Origin of the sequence: Bacillus sp. J14TS2 (assembly GCF_018333015.1) — a bacterium.
Lineage (GTDB): Bacteria > Bacillota > Bacilli > Bacillales > Bacillaceae_C > Lederbergia.
This window is the reverse complement of the sequence record NZ_BORE01000006.1, coordinates 68540-88782: the sequence shown is the minus strand read 5'-3', so window position 1 is coordinate 88782 and position 20243 is coordinate 68540. Positions and strand designations below refer to the sequence as shown.

The window sequence follows — 20243 nt, the reverse complement described above, 5'->3', positions numbered from 1 at the left end:
ACATGTATTATCCCTTCTATTTCCCTTTCCAGAATCCTTCTTTTATTCCGCAATATGGCCCGTTTGGTGAAGATCGCGGTAACTTGTTTCAGTATACAAATTTTATTGTAAAGTTACCAACCTTGAGGGGACTAATAACACATTTTTGATCAAACCTTTTTAAAAACGATCAATCTTTTTTACAAATGATCAAACTTTATTTCAAAGCTACAACAAAACATTCTAATGTATACTGTTTTTTGGTCCGTACAGAGATACTGTTGAACAAAAGGGAGAAATGATAAGAAATGGTTTATTAAATTTTGAAGAACAGATAAAGAAGGGAAGATAAAGCTACTGGCTAGAGCAAAGCTCTAGCCAGTAAGAGATTAAAGGTGACAGAATAGATTTTTATTGGGACCAAAAAAGCCCACTAAAAAGCGAGCTTTATTCAAGGCCAAGGGTCATGACCCTTTCAGGATTAAAAGATTGCTAGTATGATTCCCATTTAGCAACAGGCAATACATTTTTAAACATAGAAATTCTTACGGATAACATGAGGGCTTTTTTTCCTTCACAAATGTATTATACCGCCGTAAAACCATTACTAGAAATCTTCTAACCAAAATCAAGCATTAGTAAAATCTTTGGTAAGTGCCATAATGACACCCGACTGTTCTTAAGCCATGTTGGGAAGTATCATCAATACACCTGCCGGTTTTTTGATTTTTAAATGAGATAGTTCCATCAGAATGTCTAACGACCCACCAACTCTGGTATGGAGTCCTGTTACTTTTGAAGAATCGGAAACCATGAGCGCTATCGTCAAGTGAATAGCCGGTACCCGGATAGTCTAGCCTTACTGTTCCGTCCAGCCAGTGGATCACATTCCAAGACACCACATTTTCCGCTCATCGCGATAAGCCTGGAACTCATTTGTCAGTATCAAATCGCCTGCATTCTCACTCACAAGGATTAGGGAATCCTGATCATAGACAAGTTCATAGGGTATACCACCATAATACTGAAATGCATGCTCATGCATTTGAATCACATCTTTTGTGGTCAACGGCCTGTCCAGCCATTCCACATATTTATATCTGGAGTGGGAGAGCACGAAACTAATAAAATATAGTTTGACCTCCTTACCTTGAGATGTTTTCTGTTTGGTTTCCCCAAAATCCACTTGAGCCTGTTCACCCATTGGCGGATCAGGTATGGCTTGATAGATACGTTTAGGCTCCGTTTTAGGAATCCCATATTTATTTCGAAGTTCTTTGACATAACTTCTCACTGTGCTGTCCCCAACGACTAACTTAGGAAATCTCTCCTTCAACCAGTCATGAATCTGTGATGCCGAAAGATCAGGATGTTCACTAAGCCATGTATGAATAAGTATTTCATAAGGATCCAGTTTTTTGGCTCGGATCTTGGTGGATGCCATCCACTCCGCTATTTCCTCCGGTGATTTCTCTAAATATTTATAAACCGTCGTTCTGGATATCCCTAGTTTTTTGGCAATTCGTCGTATCTTAAATCCTTGTTCTTTAAATTGCTTGATCCTCATATACATTTCTAGAATTTTCACCTTTTCTTTTCCCCCATTACTGATATTCAACAATAATGTTTATATCGTAATGAGGTGAATTTTTATTGAGGGGTGGCCGCCGCGACGCATTTGATAGGTGCTATCAAATGCGAATACCTACCCCCATAAAGTGTCCATTCTTATCTAGCAGAAATGGTTTATTATAGTTTAGCAGTTACAAGCCTACATTTGTTGCAGAAAATTGCTATCGCTATTATGACGACAATGCTTTATTTCAGCTTCAAAAAATACTATTGTTAAAATCCATCGGTTATACATTGGAACAAATAAAAGCATTATTGTTTTTCCATTATCCCGTTAATTGAAGAAAATATCCATTTTTACCCCATTTAAGATAAAATTAATTCCAAGATAAATATACAGTTAGGAATTTCTATTTATTTTTGTAAAATTTAATAACAGATATAGCCGACGACACGACTTCATTCGGAAGATCCTTTGGCGAAATCACCTTAATTTTATTTGCAAATCCTAATATGAACTCGATAGCCTCTTGCTTATCATTAAATCTTAAAGCCGCCGGTATCCATTTATCTCCATTTGGATTTTCTATTTTTATAAATTGAACAAACTTACCTGTAAAATCAATTCTTTTAATAATAGCCGGATGTAGTTCTACTTGTACATCATATTGTGGTAAATTTTGTATAAATTCTTTCTTCGATTGCTCCCAGTAATCTGCCAAATTGAAATCAAGCGGCCTTCTAAAAGTTTCATCTTCAATCTTTGCTGTGTGTATTCGTGATACCCTGTAATTACGCAGTTCTCCATTTCTTGATGCCACAAGATACCACCTATTCCCTTTTGCTACTAATCCTAATGGTTCAACCAGCCTTTCCTTTTGTTCTCCATTCGCCTGTTTGTAAACGATTGTTAGTCTTTTGCTTTCCCATACTGCTTGCTGGACTGTTTTAAGAGCATGAACGTTTTCCTTAGTTTGTCGCCAAGTACCTGAGTCGATATGAATTCTTTCCCAGCTCACTTGTGCCTCTTTTTGAAAAGTTTCTGGGATAGAGGCTAATAATTTTTGTCTCGTATCCAATGTCTTTTTATTGAATCCTAAGTCTTTCAGCAATTCTTCCGAAGGGAAAAGAAAGAGCGATTTGATGTCGCTAGTGTTCAACCCGCTTAAGTGAGAGCGAAAATTATCTAACAGACGCCAACCTCCGTCTTTCCCTCGATCCGAAATAATCGGTATCCCCGCATGACTTAAGGCGTCCATATCCCTCAGAATTGTTCTTTCTGAAACCTCAAGTTCACTTGCCAACTCCTTGGCTGTCATTTTCCCTCTATTTTGCAGCAAAATCATTATGTTGAGTAACCGATCAGCCCGCATAATCTCTGAACCTTCTTTCGAAGTGCAAGTTTATTGTTATATGACAAGAGATGTCATATTAATATTTTATACTTAATCTATAGAAACGGAAAGGAGAATGATTTATGACTGAAAGTCGGAAAGTGGTATTATTTATTGCAACAAGTTTAGACGGGTATATTGCGACAAAAGAGGAGTCACTTGAGTGGTTGTTTAAAGTAGAGGGAGAAGGGGATAATGGCATTTCTGAGTTTTTAGACGCTATTGATACCATTTTAATGGGAAAAACAACTTACGATTGGATTATGGAACATGAGGGTGACAATAGCTGGCCGTATTCTGATAAAAATTGTTTTGTGTTTACAAGGTCTTCAATTGCTGATACGGAGCAGGTGAAATTTATTAGCCCCAATATTCCTGATTTTGTAAATGAATTAAAAAAACAAGAAGGGAAAAATATTTGGATCGTTGGAGGAGGAGAACTGCTATATTCCTTCCTAAAAGAAAATGCTGTTGATGAGCTCATCATAACTATCGCACCAACGCTCATTGGAAGCGGGGTTCCTTTGTTTAAGGATGGGGATTATCACTTAGAATTGTTATTAAAAGGTTCAAGGAAATTCAATCAATTTGTAGAATTACATTATGATGTTAAGAGGTAAAACGTCTGACAGATAAAATAATATGCAAGTAACAGCTCTCCTTATTATAGCTGTTAAAAATACGTACAAATCGGATAGCTTACCAAAAATCAATACAGTAACGGTAGAAGCCACCCGGAATGACGGAGCCAAAACGAATAAACAGCCGACAATAGCCTAATCCATTCTGTACAATGACGGCGGGTTGGCTATTGTTGTTTGCAAAAAGGAATGATCCCAGACCTTTGCGAGGCCCCCCGGGAGCATCTTCACTACCTATTTCAAAAGTACTTTATTTCGTTCTTGCAAGGCTGATTTACGCATGTTTGGTAGCCAATATCCTGACGTCAAGATCTGCTGTGAGGCCTTCCATACGGGCAACCTCAATCCCTTCTGCTTAGCGCTGTCGGTTCTTCTTCCGCTTCTGTTCTACCCCATACGCAAGCAAACTTAAAAACTGGCCCTTCATGACTTTCCCAAAGTCGCCGGATCGTTTTGAACTTCCGGGAATCGGATAACGTTTCTTTATTCAGACATACAATGTCTGCCCTAATCCCTCGCGTGATTTATTTCCATTCGCTAATGATCCCATCGTAATTCCGGCCGAGCCAATCCAATGCGCCCTGATACACCAGGTTCCCTTCGCGGAGCATCATGTGCTTGGCTGATATCGCGGCTGCTCGAAATCCTTACCGCTCCGCTTATCAAAAAATATGTGGTGTCCATCTTGACACGTCATATTATTAATAGTAATATTATAACTATGAAAAACAACATGATTAAAAAATCACCTGTCGCTTTAGCCATACTTTGTTTTCTGATTGAGGAGCCTATGCATCCTTATCGTATGCAACAGCTTATTAAAGAGAGGGGGAAAGATGAGGTTATTAACGTTCGTCATCGAACGAGTATTTACCAAACAATTGATCGTTTGCATCGAGATAAGGCCATTGCCATCCAAGAAAAGAAAAAGAATGAAGGGAGACCCGATTTAATTGTTTATGAAATCACGGACCTAGGTCGAAATGCTGCTTATTCATGGATCAGGGAAATGATTTCTACACCGGCTCAGGAGTTTTTAGAGTTTCCTGCTGCCGTGTCTTTTCTGGCATTGTTAACCCCTGAAGATGTCGCATTGCTCTTCCAACAAAGAGTAAGCGCTCTTGAAAAGACACTTTCACATCTTGAAGATCAGTTTCAGAAAGGAGCATCGTTGGGTCTTCCGCGCTTATTTTTACTGGAGACTGAATATCAACAAATAGTACTTGCGGCTGAAATGGAATGGATCCAATCCATCATCGAGGATATTCATGCTAAAAAGCTAAAATGGAGCATGGAAGAGTTGCGGGAGAAAGAAAACTTATAGGAAAGGTTGATTTTTAATGAATACACGATTAAGTAAGTCTTCATCATTCGATGAAACGGTGCCTGTCCTCGTTGTGGGAGGAAGTCTGGTGGGCCTGTCATTCTCCCTTTTCCTAGCTCGCCAAGGAATTAAGTCATTGGTCGTAGAGCGCCATCCAGGAACGTCCATTCACCCGCGCGTTTCGAGCCTAACCGCCCGAACGATGGAAATTTTTCGTTCAGCAGGGATCGAGGAGGAGATTCGTCGTGAAGAGCCCCCTTTTCCGCGGGAGTTTGGCATTATGTTTGTAGAGAGCTTGGCTGGACAATTATTTGACAATTTGATGGAAGACATGAGTGCCTACTTTACGGATGCTAGTCCTGTTGAAGGAAACGGCATTGCACAAGATCTGCTTGAGCCGGTTCTACGTGCACAGGCCGAGAAAATCGGTGTTGATTTGCGCTATAATACGGAGTTGATTGAGTTTGAAACAGATGAGGGTGGCATCTCGGCCTTGATTCGTGATCGAGTTAGCGGCGATACGCGCTGTGTTCGAACCAAATACATGGTAGGTGCGGATGGAAGTAAAAGTGGGATCCGCAAACAATTAGGTATTGGCCAACACGGAGAAGGTACGCTCTTCCATCTGATCAGCATAGTTTTTGATGCAGACATTTATGAACTGTTTAGAAGGCAAAACGCACATATGTGTTTTTTCGCCAATGATACTGTAAGCGGAAGTCTTGTTCTGTACCCTGGAACTTTCAGAAGACCGCATATATATCGGTTGGATGTTATATATGATCCCGAAGAGGAAAACATTGAGGATTATCCAGAAGAACGTTGTATGTCATTAGTTCGAGCAGCAATCGGAATACCTGACATTCCTGTTACGATTAAAAAGATACTAACTTGGGAAATGGCTGGTCGCGTAGCTGATCGTTTCCAAGAAGACCGGATTTTTTTAGTTGGCGATTCTGCAAGGGTTCAGCCTCCAAGCGGCGGTTTGGGAGGAAATACCGGCATCGCCGAAGCGCAGAATCTTGCTTGGAAGCTGGCAGCTGTCTTACGTGGTGAAGCCGGTTCAGATTTGCTTGCCACATACGATGCTGAACGGCGCCCTGTAGCAGATTACACGGTAGAGCAGGTAGTCACGCTTTCCCAGCAGCGCGAACATGAAGGGTCGGATGGGATTACAGTTAGCACCCTGCATGTCAATATGGGGTATCGTTATCAAGATGGCGCATTTGTACCGGAAGCGGACGGAAAGAACCTTCCTATTGTACAGTCGCCCGAGTTATGGAAGGGACAGCCGGGAACCCGCGCAGCGCACATCGTTCTCGAACGTGATGGCAATAGCATTTCCTCATTAGATCTATTTGGTTCTCGATTTGTTTTACTCGTTGGAGCAGACGGACAAAACTGGGTGGAGGCTGCTCAACAGGTTAAAGATACGCTACGTTTCCCGATGGATATTTATCAGGTTGATGGGCATAATGCTGATTTCAATAATCCTAGGAACGATTTTCTTGATGCATACGGTATAACTTCCACAGGGGCTATCATCGTGCGGCCAGACGGGTATATCGGTTGGCGAAAACCGGGTACAGAGGAGAATAAGGAAGAAATGGAAAAAGTGTTAACCAATGCTCTGTCGACAATCCTTTTTCGTTAAATCAACTACATCAAAAAGGAAAGGAATAATAATTATGCTTATATTTGAATATACCGAAATCTATGATTATCCCGCATCTATCGTTTTTTCACACCTCATCGATTTAAAGGGGCGACCTTCCTGGATTAAGGGCATTATGGAGGCGCGAGTTACTCCTGAAGGACCAGCTCAGTTGGGGACCAAGTATTTCGAAAGTGGAAAATACTCAGGCTTCAAGAGCGAAAAAAACATGATCGTGACCGAGCTTGTTCAGGATCAATTGCTAACGATGGAGACAGTTCCTGATGAAAAGCAATCGTTTCGAGAAAGCTATCGTATGGAGGCGATCTCGGATCAATCTTGCCGTGTTCATTTCTCAATTCAAATTGACAACGTTCCGAAGGTAGCTGAATTTTTCATGCGTCAATCGATGAAGAAAGAGCAGCCGCGAACAGCTGCTGGCTTGAAGGCTGTCCTTAAGGGTTAACCTCCATACGGTTGCTGCAGTGCGAGAGTGGCATAGGTTTCAGCATCGCCTGCTAAGTCTAGGACTAAAACTAGTTCTAAATTTGTAGCAGTAATACGTCATTTTTTTGCCGTTTATCTTAATAATTAAGATAAAGTGGGGTTGGACTGTCACGATTGAAGGCGGGGATTCATTCAATGACTAACAACTAGTCATCTATAATATGCACTGGTGTATTTCTACAACACGCTGAAAGCAATCGGATTTCCTGGGTTCAATCCAGAATATTACACTTGCCCCAATCATGCTAGTACAGGTGGCCGATGTTCTAACAACATCGGCTTTACTGATTCTCTATAGTCGGTTTACGTAGGTCATCGGTAAGATTTCGAAGAGATTGACAGGAGAGAATCAAGTAATCGAGTATGGTTTGTAACTCCTCTTGACTGTACTTCGAGTAGAGTTCAAGCATGGCATCGTTTAACGGAGCAAATGCCTTTTTAATCGTATGCAATTGTGAATAGAGCGGCTCGGCATAGACCACTCTGAGATCGTTAGGATCCTTCGTCCGGCGGATATAACCCGCTTTTTCTAAGCGATTTAGCACGCTTGTAATAGCACCCGTGGTTAGTCCCGTCCACTCTGCTAGCTGTCCTGCAGTGGCTCTCCCTCTGCTTAGAATCAAATCTAAGCACTTATGATCTGTAATGTTAAGGCCAAGATGCCCAGCTATCGCCTGATGAAACATGATCGTTTGAGTGGATAACTGTTTGGAAGCTTCTAAAAGTGACAGATGAAGATCTGTTTGTGTCGGTCGCATTATACATTCCCCCTTTAATTTATCTCGATTCATAAAGTATAGCATAAAGGATCCATTCACTGAGTGATATATGTTGGGGCAGTCTTAACTAGAGTTTAGGAACTCTTAATCAGCCTTAAGACTGAGGTAAAGGTAACGACTGATTGATATTATGACATAAACATGATTCATCCATATATCTTAATGATTAAGATAAATTTCAGGAAAAGAGGGAACAGTCGTGTTCGAATTCCTTATGGGAGTAGAATTTTTGTTATTACTGGTACTAGTGGGTGTCTCAGGGGCTACTGGCTATGCCGCGAATCACCTCAAATATGTGGGAGAGAGTGAATCGAGCTTCCGATTATGGCTAAAAGCAGCCAAAGTTGGCGTCTATATCGGTACCGCCCTAATCATGGTTTGGGCACTGGACATCATGATAATTTTCGTAAATTACGGATGGCTATTTATCATGGACCGGGTCTTGAACCTATTGCCTCTGTTAAGCTTGCCAGCGGCAATTGTGTTGATCTTTGCGCTGCCTAACTTATCGAGGGAAACCAATAAAAAGTCTTTACTGTTCTTTATTGTGTCTGTACATGTAATGACTGTGGGAGCAGTACTTGCCTTTTTTTTAGTAACGATAGACATACCTGCAATTCCTAATACAAAAGATCTTTTGATTTATGGTGGGGCACTGATCATTTCAGCAGGTCTGCTATGGCTTTACCATGGAAGAAGGATAAGGATACTTGAAAATCGGCTTCCACGATTTAGCATAAGAATCATAAGAGGAGCTGTATATTTCGTTTTGGTGTTTGTAGTAGCCATAACAGGATTAGTCGTTTCTCAAAAGATGAGTGAATTTCCTGGCAGGATGAATATGGTCCATCACCATACTGCTGATTTTGGGGGTGGAGATTCCAGCTTAGATGAAAATACAAATGCCCACCATGACGGTCATGATTCCAATTCAGACAGTAAGCCGATTAGTGTTGTGGAGTTGAAAGGACCTCAAACAGACATTCCTGACAAAAAATACGTCCTCTACGCAGAGACAAAGAAGATTCGCCTTGCTTCCGGTGAAACCATTGAAGCGTGGACGTTTAATGGTCAGAGCCCAGGCCCAGAGCTTGTCGCCAATGAAGGGGATTTGGTGGAAGTAAGATTGGTGAATAAAAATATCGATAGTGGGGTTACCATTCATTGGCACGGAGTAGATGTCCCTAATGGTGAAGATGGCGTTGCAGGGATGACGCAGGATGCCGTCATGCCTGGAGAGTCGTATACCTATCGTTTTGTTGTAAAAGAGGAGGGAACTCATTGGTACCACTCCCACCAGCAGTCCTCCATCCAAGTGCAAAAGGGGCTATTCGGGGCCTTTATTATACATCCATCCAGTCAACATGAAACAAAAACGATGGATACGACGATTGTGGCTCATGATTGGATCACTCCGGACGGCAGGAATATTCCCGCCCTCGATACGGCAGATACATTCCAAAGGAAAGAGATTAATTCGGGAACACCCGTACGGATTCGTCTCGTAAATGCGGGTAATCTAACTCGTACGTTTTCTTTGAACGACGTGCCTTTCAAGGTTGTAGCCATCGATGGTTATGAGTTGAATGAGCCAGGTACTCTGACGACTAATTTATTACGAATCGGAGGAGGGGGGCGCTACGATGTCGAATTCATCATGCCTGACACTGCCGTTACGCTGGCAATGCTAATGGAAGGCAAACCAATAGGAATAGTGTATAGCCCAGACGGACATGGGGAACGAAATGTGCTCGATAAAGGAGAGATTTTAGATATCACTAAATATGGATCACCGGTACAGGCTCCATTCAATACCTCGACCGTGTTCGACAGAACGTTTACACTCATTCTTGATCAGACCTATTTTGGTGTCTATGACGGTGAGGCAGGACAACAGTGGGTTATTAACGGAAAAACGTTCCCTGATACTCCGACCCTTATGGTCAAGGAGGGAGATCTAGTGAAGACAACATTTGTAAACCGGAGTTTTGCCGACCATCCGATGCACCTTCATGGACACCACGTCCAAGTCATTAGTAAAAATGGAAAACCGATTAGTGGTAGCCCACTTGTTCTAGATACTGTAAATATTGAACCCGGCGAGACATTTGAAGTTGCTTTCTTGGCAAATAATCCCGGACTATGGATGGATCATTGTCACAATTTGGATCATGCGTTAAGAGGCATGACGATGCATGTGGTTTATGAAAATATATACACTCCTTTCGCGATAGGAAGTGAGACGGGTAATAGTCCGGAATAGGCTTGATGCTATCGTAAAGCTTGGGTATTAAAAGAAGCTGAAAAACAAAGAATGAAGGGGATAAACATTATGTTCAAATTAATAAGTGTTGAAGGTTTAAGTAAGACTTATGTGAGCAAAAAGGAAAAAATTATTGCCGTTGATAATATTAGCTTTACAGTCGATCAAGGAGAAATTTTTGGTTTTCTTGGACCGAGCGGAGCAGGTAAAACCACTACACAAAGAATACTGACAACATTGTTGCCCATTAGTAGCGGAACAGCTTATATAGCTGGATATAATGTGTTAACCGAAGCCAAAAAAGTCCGTGCAAATATAGGCTATGTTAGTCAGCTTGGTGGTGCTGATCCAAACGCCACAGTACGGGAAAATCTGGAATTATTAGGAAAATTATATGGGCTATCAAATGATGTTACAGTGCAAAGAATTGAGCAATTGAGTAAATTGCTAGATTTTCATGAATTACTTCCGCGCTTTGTTCGCACATTGTCTGGTGGGCAAAAACGTCGTGTTGAGATTGCTCAAGGAATTTTACATGAACCAAAAGTTTTATTTCTTGATGAACCAACGACAGGACTTGATCCACAAAACCGCGCTAATTTATGGCAGCACATTAAAAAATTACGTGACAATGGAATGAGCATTTTCCTAACGACTCACTATTTAGAAGAAGCGGATGCGTTATGTGACCGTTTAATTATCATAGACCACGGCAATATTATCGCTGAAGGAACACCTACAGAATTAAAGAAAAAGATTTCGAGTGAAGTTGTTTCAATGGAAATGAAACATCTGCAGGACAGCGAAAAAATGAAATTATTTTTTAAACAATTAGAGCTTGATAAAGTGACAGAAACAAATATGAAATTTTCCATTTACACTGACATAGGTGAAGAATTAATTACTGATATTATTAACTTCACAAAAGAACATCAGATTGAATTAGCCAATTTATCGTTATCAATGCCTTCCTTAAATGATGTCTTTTTAACATTAACTGGTAAAGAATTGCGTGATGGCGGAAAGGAAGAAGAACAATGATGCAGGTTGTACGGGAAACGAATATTTTCTTTGTTCGTAAATTAAAAGAGTCAGCTCGCCAAATTGTTTGGGTAATCTCAGGTTTGATGACTCCCTTGTTATATATCTTATTATTTAGTCCATTATTGAAAAAAATCACCTATCCTGCTATGACTACAGCTCAGGTCTTAGATATGTTTGTGCCGGGTATTTTAGTTCTCTTAGCATTTAGTTCAGGAATGGGTGCTGGATGGTCAATGGTTTTTGACCTGAAAAGTGGGATTATTGAACGTTTACGTGTAACCCCAGCCAGTCGGTTCGCTATGTTAATGGGAGGGGTATTAAAAGATGTCGTAGCGTTCCTTATTCCAGCAATTATCGTTTTAGTAATCTCAAGTTTATTTGGTTATGAAATGCACTTTGTTGGTATTTTATTACAATTAATATTACTCTCGGTTCTTACGATGATGGTTTCAGCATGGTCTGGAAGTCTGGGTTTGATTTTCCAAGATGTGGGTGGGGTTGCTGCCGTAGTAACAAGTTTACAATTACCGTTAACCTTACTTTCCGGAATTTTACTACCAATGTCATTTGGACCAAAGTGGTTACAAGTACTCGCCCATGTCAATCCGCTATATTATGGAGTAGAAGCATCCAAAAAATTAGCGGAAGGATCAATTGTGAACCAATCAGTTTTCGTAGGATTTATTGTCATTGTGGTTATTACAATTATCACATTGATTTGGTCAACTCGCGTTTATAACAAGGCCATTGCATAAGATTTTAATGGAGTGGCAAAAGTAATTAATTGAATTTAATTCTTTCTTCCAAAATCGGGAGAAATTGTTGAAGATTACAGTCATAAAATTATCAAACTTTTTTTGGGTATCGGATTTTAGTGTGGAAATTCATTTTTATTTAATTAATGATCATAAAGCACTAATTCGGATTATCGTGTAGAAAAATATTTTTACTAAAACATAATAATTTTGGGAGTAGAAATTATGGGTATTCGGATTATCGTGTGGAAATGCTGTTATAGCCAATTCATGTTAGTAAAAACATAAATCGGATAATTGTGTAGAAAATCTTACAATATTTTCTCTTTGAGTTAATAAAGGAACCTGGCACTACGTCATCACCAGGTTCCTTTCGTTTATGACTTTTGGCTCATAAGATTCGCCTGAGGTGAAACTTGATTGTTTTGTTTTCGAAATTCGTTAAAATAATGGTCCACGAAATCTAGAAATTTACGTGCCGCTATGGACAGATAGCGTTTTTCAAGCCATGCGATTTGGTAGGTACGCTGACAAATAGGTTTATCAATATGAATCAGGTGGAATGGTGTCTTTTTATCTTCTATTAAGGTTTCTGGCAAAAGTGCAACACCAATGCCGGTTCGAAGGAAATGACTTATTGCAGAAAGTTCATCAACCTCACAAACAATATTAGGAGCAAAACCTGCCTTTTTACAAAAATCATCCGTCATTCCTCTAAAAGGATTACCCTCTTTTATACTTATAAAAGAATCATCAGCCAATTCACTCAAGTCGATACCTTTACGATTAGCGAATCGATGTGTGAGAGGAACAGCTAATAATATTTCTTCAGTGAGAAAAGATTTCCCTCCTATTCCCTCCAGTTCTAGTGGTGGAAAAGTAATACAAAAATCAATGTCACCATCTCTTAATTGTTTCACCTTTTCTTGTGTTGTTGCTTGGTTGATTTGAAGTTTGACATCAGGATGCATCGATATGAAAGAACCTATAAGGTCAGAAAAACATTTATGAGTTGTTGTTGATAAAAAAACACGCCCTCGCTCCATCCCTGCGAGATCCTCAACTTCTTTTCGACCCTCTTCTAGTACTGAAAGCGCAGTTTCCACTTTCTTCAGAAATACCTTTCCATACGAGTTGAGTTGGATGTTCCTTCCCTTTCGATCAAATAAGGGTACCCCCAAGTCCTCCTCCAACCGAGAGATGGTTTTACTGAGAGCAGGTTGTGCGATGCGAATCTCTTGTGCCGCTTTGCTCATATGTTCCAATCTGGCAACTGTTCGAAAATAATGCAGTTGCAACAGTTCCATGTTCGTCACCTCTTTCCATACACTTAAGGTTATAAAATGATAATTAAATATATATTATAAGTTATTTATCATCCATATTAGAATAAATATTGAGAGTTGACAACAAACATGCCTCCTAAAAGAGCATGCAAAATTATAGGTAAAAAATGAAGAAACGCTCAATTGAGTTTAGTCATTTAAAAGGAGGGATAAAAAATCGGACGTCAGCAGCACACAGGAGAAAAATTGATGCGTATTCTCGTTATCACTCTTGTTATATCAGTGATGAGTGCAACGATGTTTAACATCGTCCTACCTGAAATCAGTAAGGACTTTCATCTTTCCTTCGCACAGGTAAGCTGGGTTTCAACAGCCTATATGTTGATTTATGCAATCGGATCAGTCACTTACGGGAGGTTAGCAGATACCTATAAACTAAAAAATTTATTGACGGTCGGACTGATTATCTTTGCTCTCGGTTCAATGATCGGTCTTGCATCCCAAGCATATTGGATGGTTTTACTTGGAAGGATACTACAGGCAATGGGCGCTGCGGTAATTCCAGCAACGGCAATGATCATTCCAGTTCGCTATTTTCCTCCAGAAAGCCGGGGACGTGCTTTAGGGATATCAGCAGCTGGTTTGGCTCTTGGTAGTGCTTTAGGTCCAATAGTTGCTTCCCTCATCGTCAGCGTTGTTCATTGGCGGTGGTTGTTTTGCCTGCCACTCTTCGTTTTCCTCACATTACCTTTTTATCGTAAATATTTGGATGATAAACAAGGAAAGGTGGGGAAAATAGATTGGATTGGCGGAGGACTTTTAGCTGGAAAGGTAGCACTATTACTTTTAGCTGTTACAAACGGTGCTTGGATATATGCCGTTATCTGTTTGTTCCTACTCATTTTGTTTATCATACGCATTCGTTATACAGCGGAACCGTTTGTTCGTGCCGAACTATTCCGAAATAAGCAATATTCGCTTGGACTAATGATTGCGTTTCTGGTCAGTGGGATTGGATTCTCTATCCCTTTTCTGAGTCCTCTGCTGTTGTCAGATGTGAATAATCTTGATCCCGAAGTAATTGGCTTCACGATGGTACCGGCTTCCATCACAGCAGCGATTCTGGGAAGAAAAGGCGGCAAAATGGCTGATACCAAAGGTAATTCAAATCTTTTCTATGTTGCATCCACACTACTGGTAACCAGCTTTATATTATTATCTTCTTTTGCGGGAGTCTCTTCGATTATCATAGCTGTCTTTTTGATTTTCGGTAATGTAGGGCAAACATTCATGCTCATCGCCATGTCGAATACAATTTCCCAAACGCTTCCAAAGGAGCAGGCTGGGGTGGGCATGGGAATGTTATCGATGCTGAATTTTATAGCTGGAGCCATTTCTGCAAGTATCTTCAGCAAGGTAGTAGATATGGGATCTCGATCCCATTGGAATCCGGGAAATTTATATCCTGAAGATGTCGTGTACAGCAATATTTATCTTGTCATGGCTTGTTTGCATGTGATCATTTTATTGCTATATAATTTTCAGTTTGCCAGAGTAGAGAGGAGAAGTGGTCAATTTAAAATTAGAAAAAACTCTCCTTAAATTAACTAAAAAGTATCTTTAACGATTAACAATACAATTACAAGGGGGAATCATAATGTTAAGAATAGGCATTATCCTTGGAAGTACACGTAAAGGTCGTAATGGAGAAGCTGTTGCTAATTGGATTAACAATTTTGCGAAAAAGCGTAACGATGAAGCAACGTATGAATTAGTAGATCTATTAGAATTCAATCTACCATTTCTGGGTTCTGCAATACCTGAAGCAATGCAAAAAGTCACAGAGTCAAATGTTAAGGCATGGTCTGAAAAGATGGCTTCTTTTGATGGCTATATTTTCGTAACACCCGAATATAATCATGCAACATCAGGAGTATTAAAAAATGCACTTGATTATTTGAATCCAGAAGTGAACAACAAGGCAGCCGGATTTGTAGCTTATGGTAGCTTGGGCGGTGCGCGTGCAATAGAAAACCTACGTCTTATTTTAGGAGAATTACAAATTGCAGACGTACGTACAGCAGTTACTTTTTCTCTCATGACCGATTTTGAAAACATGACCGAATTTAAACCTGCTAGTTACCATGAGGATAATTCTAATCAAATGCTTGATCAGGTTATCTCCTGGAGTAGTGCGTTGAGTGTTCTACGAAATAAATGAGCAAACCTTATCGATGGTCATGCTTTTGCAAAGCTTCAGCCATGAGTCAATAAAACTTATAATTTAAGAAGGAAGTGTAAACTATGAAACTAAATCACATTAACCTTACGGTCACTGACGTTAACGCTACTCGGGAGTTTCTAGAAAAATATTTTGGCTTACAAACCAAAAGTACTTATAGCGATTCATTCGCTGTACTGTTAGATGACAAGGGTTTATTGCTCGCTTTGATGAAAGGTAAACAGGTCAGTTATCCTAAGTCGTTTCATATAGGTTTTGAGCAGGAGAGCGAAGATCAGGTAAATGAGATCAACAGACACTTGAGGGATGATGGAGTTGATGTAAAACCGCCAAAAAGGGCTCATCGATGGACATTCTATGTTAAAGCTCCAGGTGGATTTACTATCGAGGTTTTCAGTTGAATGAGACGAATCCAATAAGCATTCTATAGCGGAACTTGTTACCTTGAAACTACGATTTCCAGAACCGCATTATTAACAGAAGAATGGGATCTTCAATCGTTGACTGAATAAAATTTTGTAAGAAAGGATGATTTTCTATGGGTAAAGGTCACATGATTCAATTATTCAGCCCGACCAAACAAGAAAAAGAGATTTTAAATGGAGGGAGAGATGTTACATGAGAGCAGCTGCATTTTCTAGTTATGGCCCGCCGAATGTGTTGCGTGTAATGGAATTTGATGACCCACAAGCAGGTACCGGCCAGGTTCGAGTCCGAATCAAATCCGCTGGAATCCAACCATTTGACTGTGCGGTTCGTAGTAGCGGTTGGACTCCACCGGGGTTAACGGTGAGTTTCCCGCAGATACTAGGCAACGAGTTCGCCGGAACTATTGACCAGCTCGGGAATGGTGTCACAGATTTTTCAGTTGGCGATGAAGTTTTAGGCTGGGAGTTAATGGCCTGTTATGCTGAATATGTAGTTGTCAATGTTGATCAGATTGTACGAAAACCATTGGAGATGCCTTGGGAGGAAGCTGGAGTCATCACAGCCTCTGGTCAAACTGCTCACACCGCCTTACAGGAACTCGCAGTCTGTAAGGGAGACACCGTATTGATTCATGCTGCAGCTGGTGGAGTTGGTACCTTCGCTGTTCAGCTAGCCAAAGCATGGGGAGCAACTGTCATCGGTACCGCCAGCGAACGCAATCACGACTATCTTCGATCGATTGGCGCAATCCCTGTCACCTATGGAGATGGACTTGTAGACAGAGTAAGTTCTCTCATGCCAGAGGGAGTGAACGTTGCCTTCGATGCTGCGGGAGGCGAAGCATTGGAAGCCTCAGTGAAGCTCGTTGAAAACAAGAATCGAATTGGTACAATTGTTGCTTTCGACCGAGTAGAGGAGCTTGGTGTTCGCCCTATACGTAGCCAACGTTCAACTGATCGGCTTTCCGAACTTGTTAATCTTTACATTCAAGGGAAGATAAACATACATGTTAGAAATATGTTCCCTCTTGACGAGGTTGCGAAGGCACACCAAGAAGTCGAAATTGGGCATGGTTGCGGAAAAGTTGTCCTTACAATCAACTAAACATGCTATTAAACCATGTTTTGAGACTGATAATTGGAGGCTGTCCCAAAAATTTTACTTTTGGCGACAACCTCTTTTTCATTTTTTTTACCAACAAAGTAAAGCGGATTAAGTCTCATTAGATCATTGAACTATCAAGAAAGGAAAAAATATATGTTAACCAATATGCTCAATCTACCAAACTTTATTATTCTTGATATGATGGAGAGTGAAGATGATTATCGATTCTTAGTAGAGACTATTCTTACACCTCCCTCACACTGTCCAAAATGTGGTGCCATTCCTAATTTGTATAAGCATGGTAAGAAAGTACAACTATTTGTTGACTTACCAATGCACGCAAAACGTGTAGGTATCTATGTAAAACGACGACGTTATAAATGCCGTGAATGTAATGGAACATTCTTTGAGGATTTGATAGATATGGATGTTAGTCGTTCTGTTACTAATAGACTTATAGATTGGATTAAAGAAGCCAGTCACGGTACGAAACATCTTTAATGATTATGTTGCTGAACTTGAAGCTCAAACAGATTATAGAACTCCTGAATGGCTTGGTATTGATGAAATTCATTTGCTGAAAAACTATCGTTGCGTCATCACAGATGTTGAAAATAAGTCAGTGATTGATATTTTAAGAAAACGTAATAAAGATACGGTTATTAGTTATCTTTCAAATCTTCAAAATATTGATAAAATTGAACTTGTAGCAATGGATATGTGGAATCCTTATAAAAGTGCTGTTAATACAGTGATACCACATGCCAAAATCGTAATTGACAAGTTTCATGTTGTTAAATTAGCCAATGAAGCCTTAGAAAAAATCCGAAAAGCTAACCGTCAAAATGTGACAGCCAAAGAACGTAGACAACTCATGAGAGATCGTTATGTGCTACTTACAAAACGAAAAGACCTTAACGACTTCGATGATCAAATAAAGTTGCAAGTATGGACTGATAAGTTCCCGTTACTTGGTCAAGCATACGAACTTAAAGAGCAATTCTTTGACATCTATGAAGCTGAATCAATCAACGAAGCCTATAAACTGTACCAAAACTGGCTTTCAAATGTTCCCAAAGAATTAATGATATATTTTGAAGACCTGATTAAGTCAATGAATAATTGGGAAGAAGAAATATTCAACTATTTCAATTCTCCCATTACAAACGCCTATACAGAGTCCTTGAATCGTTTAATTAAGTCAATGAACCATGTTGGTCGTGGTTACTCTTTTGAAGCCCTTAGAGCAAAGATTTTGTTTACACAAGGCTATCGTAAAGTTAAAAAGAAAAAGAAATTCAAAGAAGTTGAAGTTGCTTTTGGAAGAATGTTACCTAATCAATTCCCAAATTGGGAACAAACTGGATATGAATGGGTGTATGAAGAAATCTATGGAGCTGACTTTTCCACACTGATCAAAGCAATGGAGGAGGGTACTTTTTAACCCTCCTTCCACACTATTTTCCGATTACCCGAAATTATTTGCGGGGTTTTCTGGTGAAATTATTACATTAACCCTAATGAATTGTCAGACAAAGAACGCAGACAACTTATGAGAGATCGTTATGTGCTTCTTACAAGACGAAAAGACCTTAACGACTTCGATGATCAAATAAAGTTGCAAGTATGGACTGATAAGTTCCCATTACTTGGTCAAGCATACGAACTTAAAGAGGATTTCTTTGACATCTATGAAGCTGAATCAATTGATGAAGCCTATAAACTGTACCAAAACTGGCTTTCAAATGTTCCTAAAGAATTAATGACATATTTTAAAGATCTTATAAAGTCAATGAATAATTGGGAAGAAGAGATATTCAACTATTTCGATCCTCCGATTACCAACGCCTATACCGAGTCCTTGAACCGTTTAATTAAGACAATGAATCATGTTGGTCGTGGTTATTCTTTCGAAGCCCTTAGAGCAAAAATTTTGTTTACACAAGGCTATCGTAAAGTTAAGAAGAAAAAGAAATTCAAAAAAATTGAAGTTACTTTCGGAAAAGTGTTACCTGATCAATTCCCAAATTGGGAACTAACTGGCTATGAATGGGTGTATGAAGAAATCTATGGTGCTGATTTTTCCACACTGACTAAGGCAATGGAGGAGGGTATTTTTTAACCCTCCTTCCACACTATTTTCCGATTACCCCTTTTTTTATAAGGCTATGTTAAACTTTGTTGTTGATATTTGATAGTTAAGAACAAACGTTCTATAATAAGGGCAATATAAATATCTACTTTTTGCAGTCCCGAACCAAGGGAGTGGCACTTCCAGTTCGAGCGATTGATGAAATTCAAGAGCAGAAGCATAAAGATGGACTTGTTTGCCCGCATTGCAAAAACCATTCTGTTGTTCGATTTGGAAAGTACGCTGTAAGAACACGCACTGGAGAGGTTAAACGTCAACGTTACCGTTGTAAGTCTTGTCACCAAACATTCAATGACCTTACGAACACCCCTCTGCAACGAACGAGGCGACCTCATATGTGGGTTCGTTTTATCGAATGCATGATTGAGGGCTTTTCTCTGAGAAAATGTGCAGAGCAGTTAAACGATGAAGTCACGCATGTCACCTTGTTTTACTGGCGGCATAAGATTCTTTCCGCTCTGAAGCAGATTCCAACCGAAGCATTTCAAGATATTGTTGAAATGGACGAGACCTACTTTCTTTACTCGGAAAAGGGCAAGCGGAATATTGCCGAACGCAAGCCACGTAAACGTGGCGGCAAAGCGAAATATCGTGGTATAAGCCACGATCAAGTGTGCGTGCTGGTTGCCTGTGACCGTCAGAAAATGATTTACTCTGGCGTACTTGGGCGTGGACGTATTCGGACTACAAAATTAGACAAAGCGATTGGTGGTCATCTATCTGACTCAAACGTGTTATGCACTGATTCATGGAGGGCATTTAGCTCCTATGCGAATTCAAAAGGTATGACTCATTACCGATTCAAGTCCGACGGAAAACAACGTGTGAAAGGCGTGTACCATATCCAAAACGTAAACAGCTACCACAGCCGCTTGAAGAAATGGATGGATCGCTTCAATGGTGTTGCAACAAAGTATTTGCAGAATTACTTGGCGTGGTTTCGTTACTTAGACAACAAGGAATATGAGAATACCGCATCGAATAAGAAAAATATGTTGGTCAAATCGTGCCTGTTTACTGTGACCGACACGAACACCAAACTTCGGCTTTCTGCTTATTCTTGTTAAGCTAACGGGCAGTTATGCGTAACTTCTAGGGAATGTAAACATCTAAATAAC

19 protein-coding genes and 1 pseudogene are annotated in these 20243 nt (G+C 40.0%); 16 read left to right on the top strand and 4 right to left on the bottom strand.

Annotation, left to right across the window (positions count from 1 at the left end):
* Positions 1–862: 862 nt before the first annotated feature.
* Positions 863–1567 carry a helix-turn-helix domain-containing protein gene (locus KI375_RS10760; RefSeq protein WP_306419812.1) on the bottom strand — a complete coding sequence of 235 codons (705 nt, stop codon included), beginning with the start codon at positions 1565–1567 and terminating at the stop codon, positions 863–865.
* Positions 1568–1782: 215 nt separating this feature from the next.
* Here KI375_RS10760 and KI375_RS27945 point away from each other — a divergent pair.
* Positions 1783–1893, top strand: a pseudogene (locus KI375_RS27945) (hypothetical protein); the annotation flags it as partial.
* Positions 1894–1961: 68 nt separating this feature from the next.
* Here KI375_RS27945 and KI375_RS10750 read toward each other — a convergent pair.
* Positions 1962–2924 (bottom strand): helix-turn-helix transcriptional regulator, encoded by a 963-nt coding sequence (locus KI375_RS10750; RefSeq protein WP_212973503.1) that lies wholly within the window; start codon positions 2922–2924, stop codon positions 1962–1964.
* 104 nt (positions 2925–3028) lie between these two features.
* Between KI375_RS10750 and KI375_RS10745 the strand changes: the two genes are divergently transcribed.
* From KI375_RS10745 to KI375_RS10730, 4 genes are all read left to right on the top strand, one after another.
* Positions 3029–3565, top strand: a complete 537-nt coding sequence (locus KI375_RS10745; RefSeq protein ID WP_212973502.1) for a dihydrofolate reductase family protein — start codon at positions 3029–3031, stop codon at positions 3563–3565.
* A gap of 706 nt (positions 3566–4271) precedes the next feature.
* Positions 4272–4910: a PadR family transcriptional regulator gene (locus tag KI375_RS10740; RefSeq protein ID WP_244852537.1), complete on the top strand. Its 639-nt coding sequence runs from the start codon at positions 4272–4274 to the stop codon at positions 4908–4910.
* 16 nt (positions 4911–4926) lie between these two features.
* Complete coding sequence (locus tag KI375_RS10735) at positions 4927–6564, top strand: FAD-dependent monooxygenase (protein WP_280528642.1); 1638 nt, start codon at positions 4927–4929, stop codon at positions 6562–6564.
* 34 nt (positions 6565–6598) lie between these two features.
* Entirely contained in the window at positions 6599–7030 is a 432-nt protein-coding gene (locus KI375_RS10730) for an SRPBCC family protein (RefSeq protein ID WP_212973500.1), read from the top strand.
* Between the two features lie 322 nt (positions 7031–7352).
* Here the strand turns inward: KI375_RS10730 and KI375_RS10725 are convergent, their stop codons facing one another.
* The gene (locus KI375_RS10725; protein WP_212973499.1) at positions 7353–7829 is read right to left on the bottom strand and encodes a MarR family winged helix-turn-helix transcriptional regulator; all 477 of its coding nucleotides are present in this window, start codon (positions 7827–7829) and stop codon (positions 7353–7355) included.
* 250 nt (positions 7830–8079) lie between these two features.
* Between KI375_RS10725 and KI375_RS10720 the strand changes: the two genes are divergently transcribed.
* From KI375_RS10720 to KI375_RS10710, 3 genes are all read left to right on the top strand, one after another.
* Positions 8080–10113: a multicopper oxidase family protein gene (locus tag KI375_RS10720; protein WP_212973498.1), complete on the top strand. Its 2034-nt coding sequence runs from the start codon at positions 8080–8082 to the stop codon at positions 10111–10113.
* Between the two features lie 69 nt (positions 10114–10182).
* Positions 10183–11154, top strand: a complete 972-nt coding sequence (locus KI375_RS10715) for an ATP-binding cassette domain-containing protein (RefSeq protein ID WP_212973497.1) — start codon at positions 10183–10185, stop codon at positions 11152–11154.
* Positions 11151–11912, top strand: coding sequence for an ABC transporter permease (locus KI375_RS10710; protein ID WP_244852535.1), 762 nt, complete (start codon positions 11151–11153; stop codon positions 11910–11912). The genes KI375_RS10715 and KI375_RS10710 overlap by 4 nt, the downstream gene beginning before the upstream one ends.
* 377 nt (positions 11913–12289) lie before the next feature.
* On the opposite strand, the gene KI375_RS10705 is transcribed toward KI375_RS10710, so the two are convergent.
* The gene (locus KI375_RS10705; RefSeq protein ID WP_212973496.1) at positions 12290–13219 is read right to left on the bottom strand and encodes a LysR family transcriptional regulator; all 930 of its coding nucleotides are present in this window, start codon (positions 13217–13219) and stop codon (positions 12290–12292) included.
* A 228-nt stretch (positions 13220–13447) separates the two neighbouring features.
* On the opposite strand from KI375_RS10705, the gene KI375_RS10700 reads away from it, so the two are divergent.
* The 8 genes from KI375_RS10700 to KI375_RS10670 all read left to right on the top strand — a co-directional run bounded on the left by KI375_RS10700 (position 13448) and on the right by KI375_RS10670 (position 20192).
* On the top strand, positions 13448–14800 hold the full coding sequence (locus KI375_RS10700) for an MFS transporter (protein WP_212973495.1): 1353 nt from the start codon (positions 13448–13450) through the stop codon (positions 14798–14800).
* A 55-nt stretch (positions 14801–14855) separates the two neighbouring features.
* Positions 14856–15419 carry an NADPH-dependent FMN reductase gene (locus KI375_RS10695; protein WP_212973494.1) on the top strand — a complete coding sequence of 188 codons (564 nt, stop codon included), beginning with the start codon at positions 14856–14858 and terminating at the stop codon, positions 15417–15419.
* A gap of 83 nt (positions 15420–15502) precedes the next feature.
* Complete coding sequence (locus KI375_RS10690) at positions 15503–15841, top strand: VOC family protein (RefSeq protein ID WP_212973493.1); 339 nt, start codon at positions 15503–15505, stop codon at positions 15839–15841.
* 217 nt (positions 15842–16058) lie between these two features.
* Positions 16059–16973, top strand: coding sequence for an NADP-dependent oxidoreductase (locus tag KI375_RS10685; RefSeq protein WP_212973492.1), 915 nt, complete (start codon positions 16059–16061; stop codon positions 16971–16973).
* A 153-nt stretch (positions 16974–17126) separates the two neighbouring features.
* Complete coding sequence (locus KI375_RS27375) at positions 17127–17474, top strand: transposase family protein (RefSeq protein ID WP_244852533.1); 348 nt, start codon at positions 17127–17129, stop codon at positions 17472–17474.
* On the top strand, positions 17434–18417 hold the full coding sequence (locus KI375_RS10680; RefSeq protein ID WP_306419815.1) for an ISL3 family transposase: 984 nt from the start codon (positions 17434–17436) through the stop codon (positions 18415–18417). Before KI375_RS27375 ends, KI375_RS10680 begins: the two co-directional genes overlap by 41 nt.
* Positions 18418–18498: 81 nt before the next feature.
* On the top strand, positions 18499–19095 hold the full coding sequence (locus KI375_RS10675; protein ID WP_280528641.1) for a transposase: 597 nt from the start codon (positions 18499–18501) through the stop codon (positions 19093–19095).
* Between the two features lie 107 nt (positions 19096–19202).
* Positions 19203–20192, top strand: coding sequence for an IS1595 family transposase (locus KI375_RS10670; RefSeq protein ID WP_483861600.1), 990 nt, complete (start codon positions 19203–19205; stop codon positions 20190–20192).
* Positions 20193–20243 lie beyond the last annotated feature (51 nt).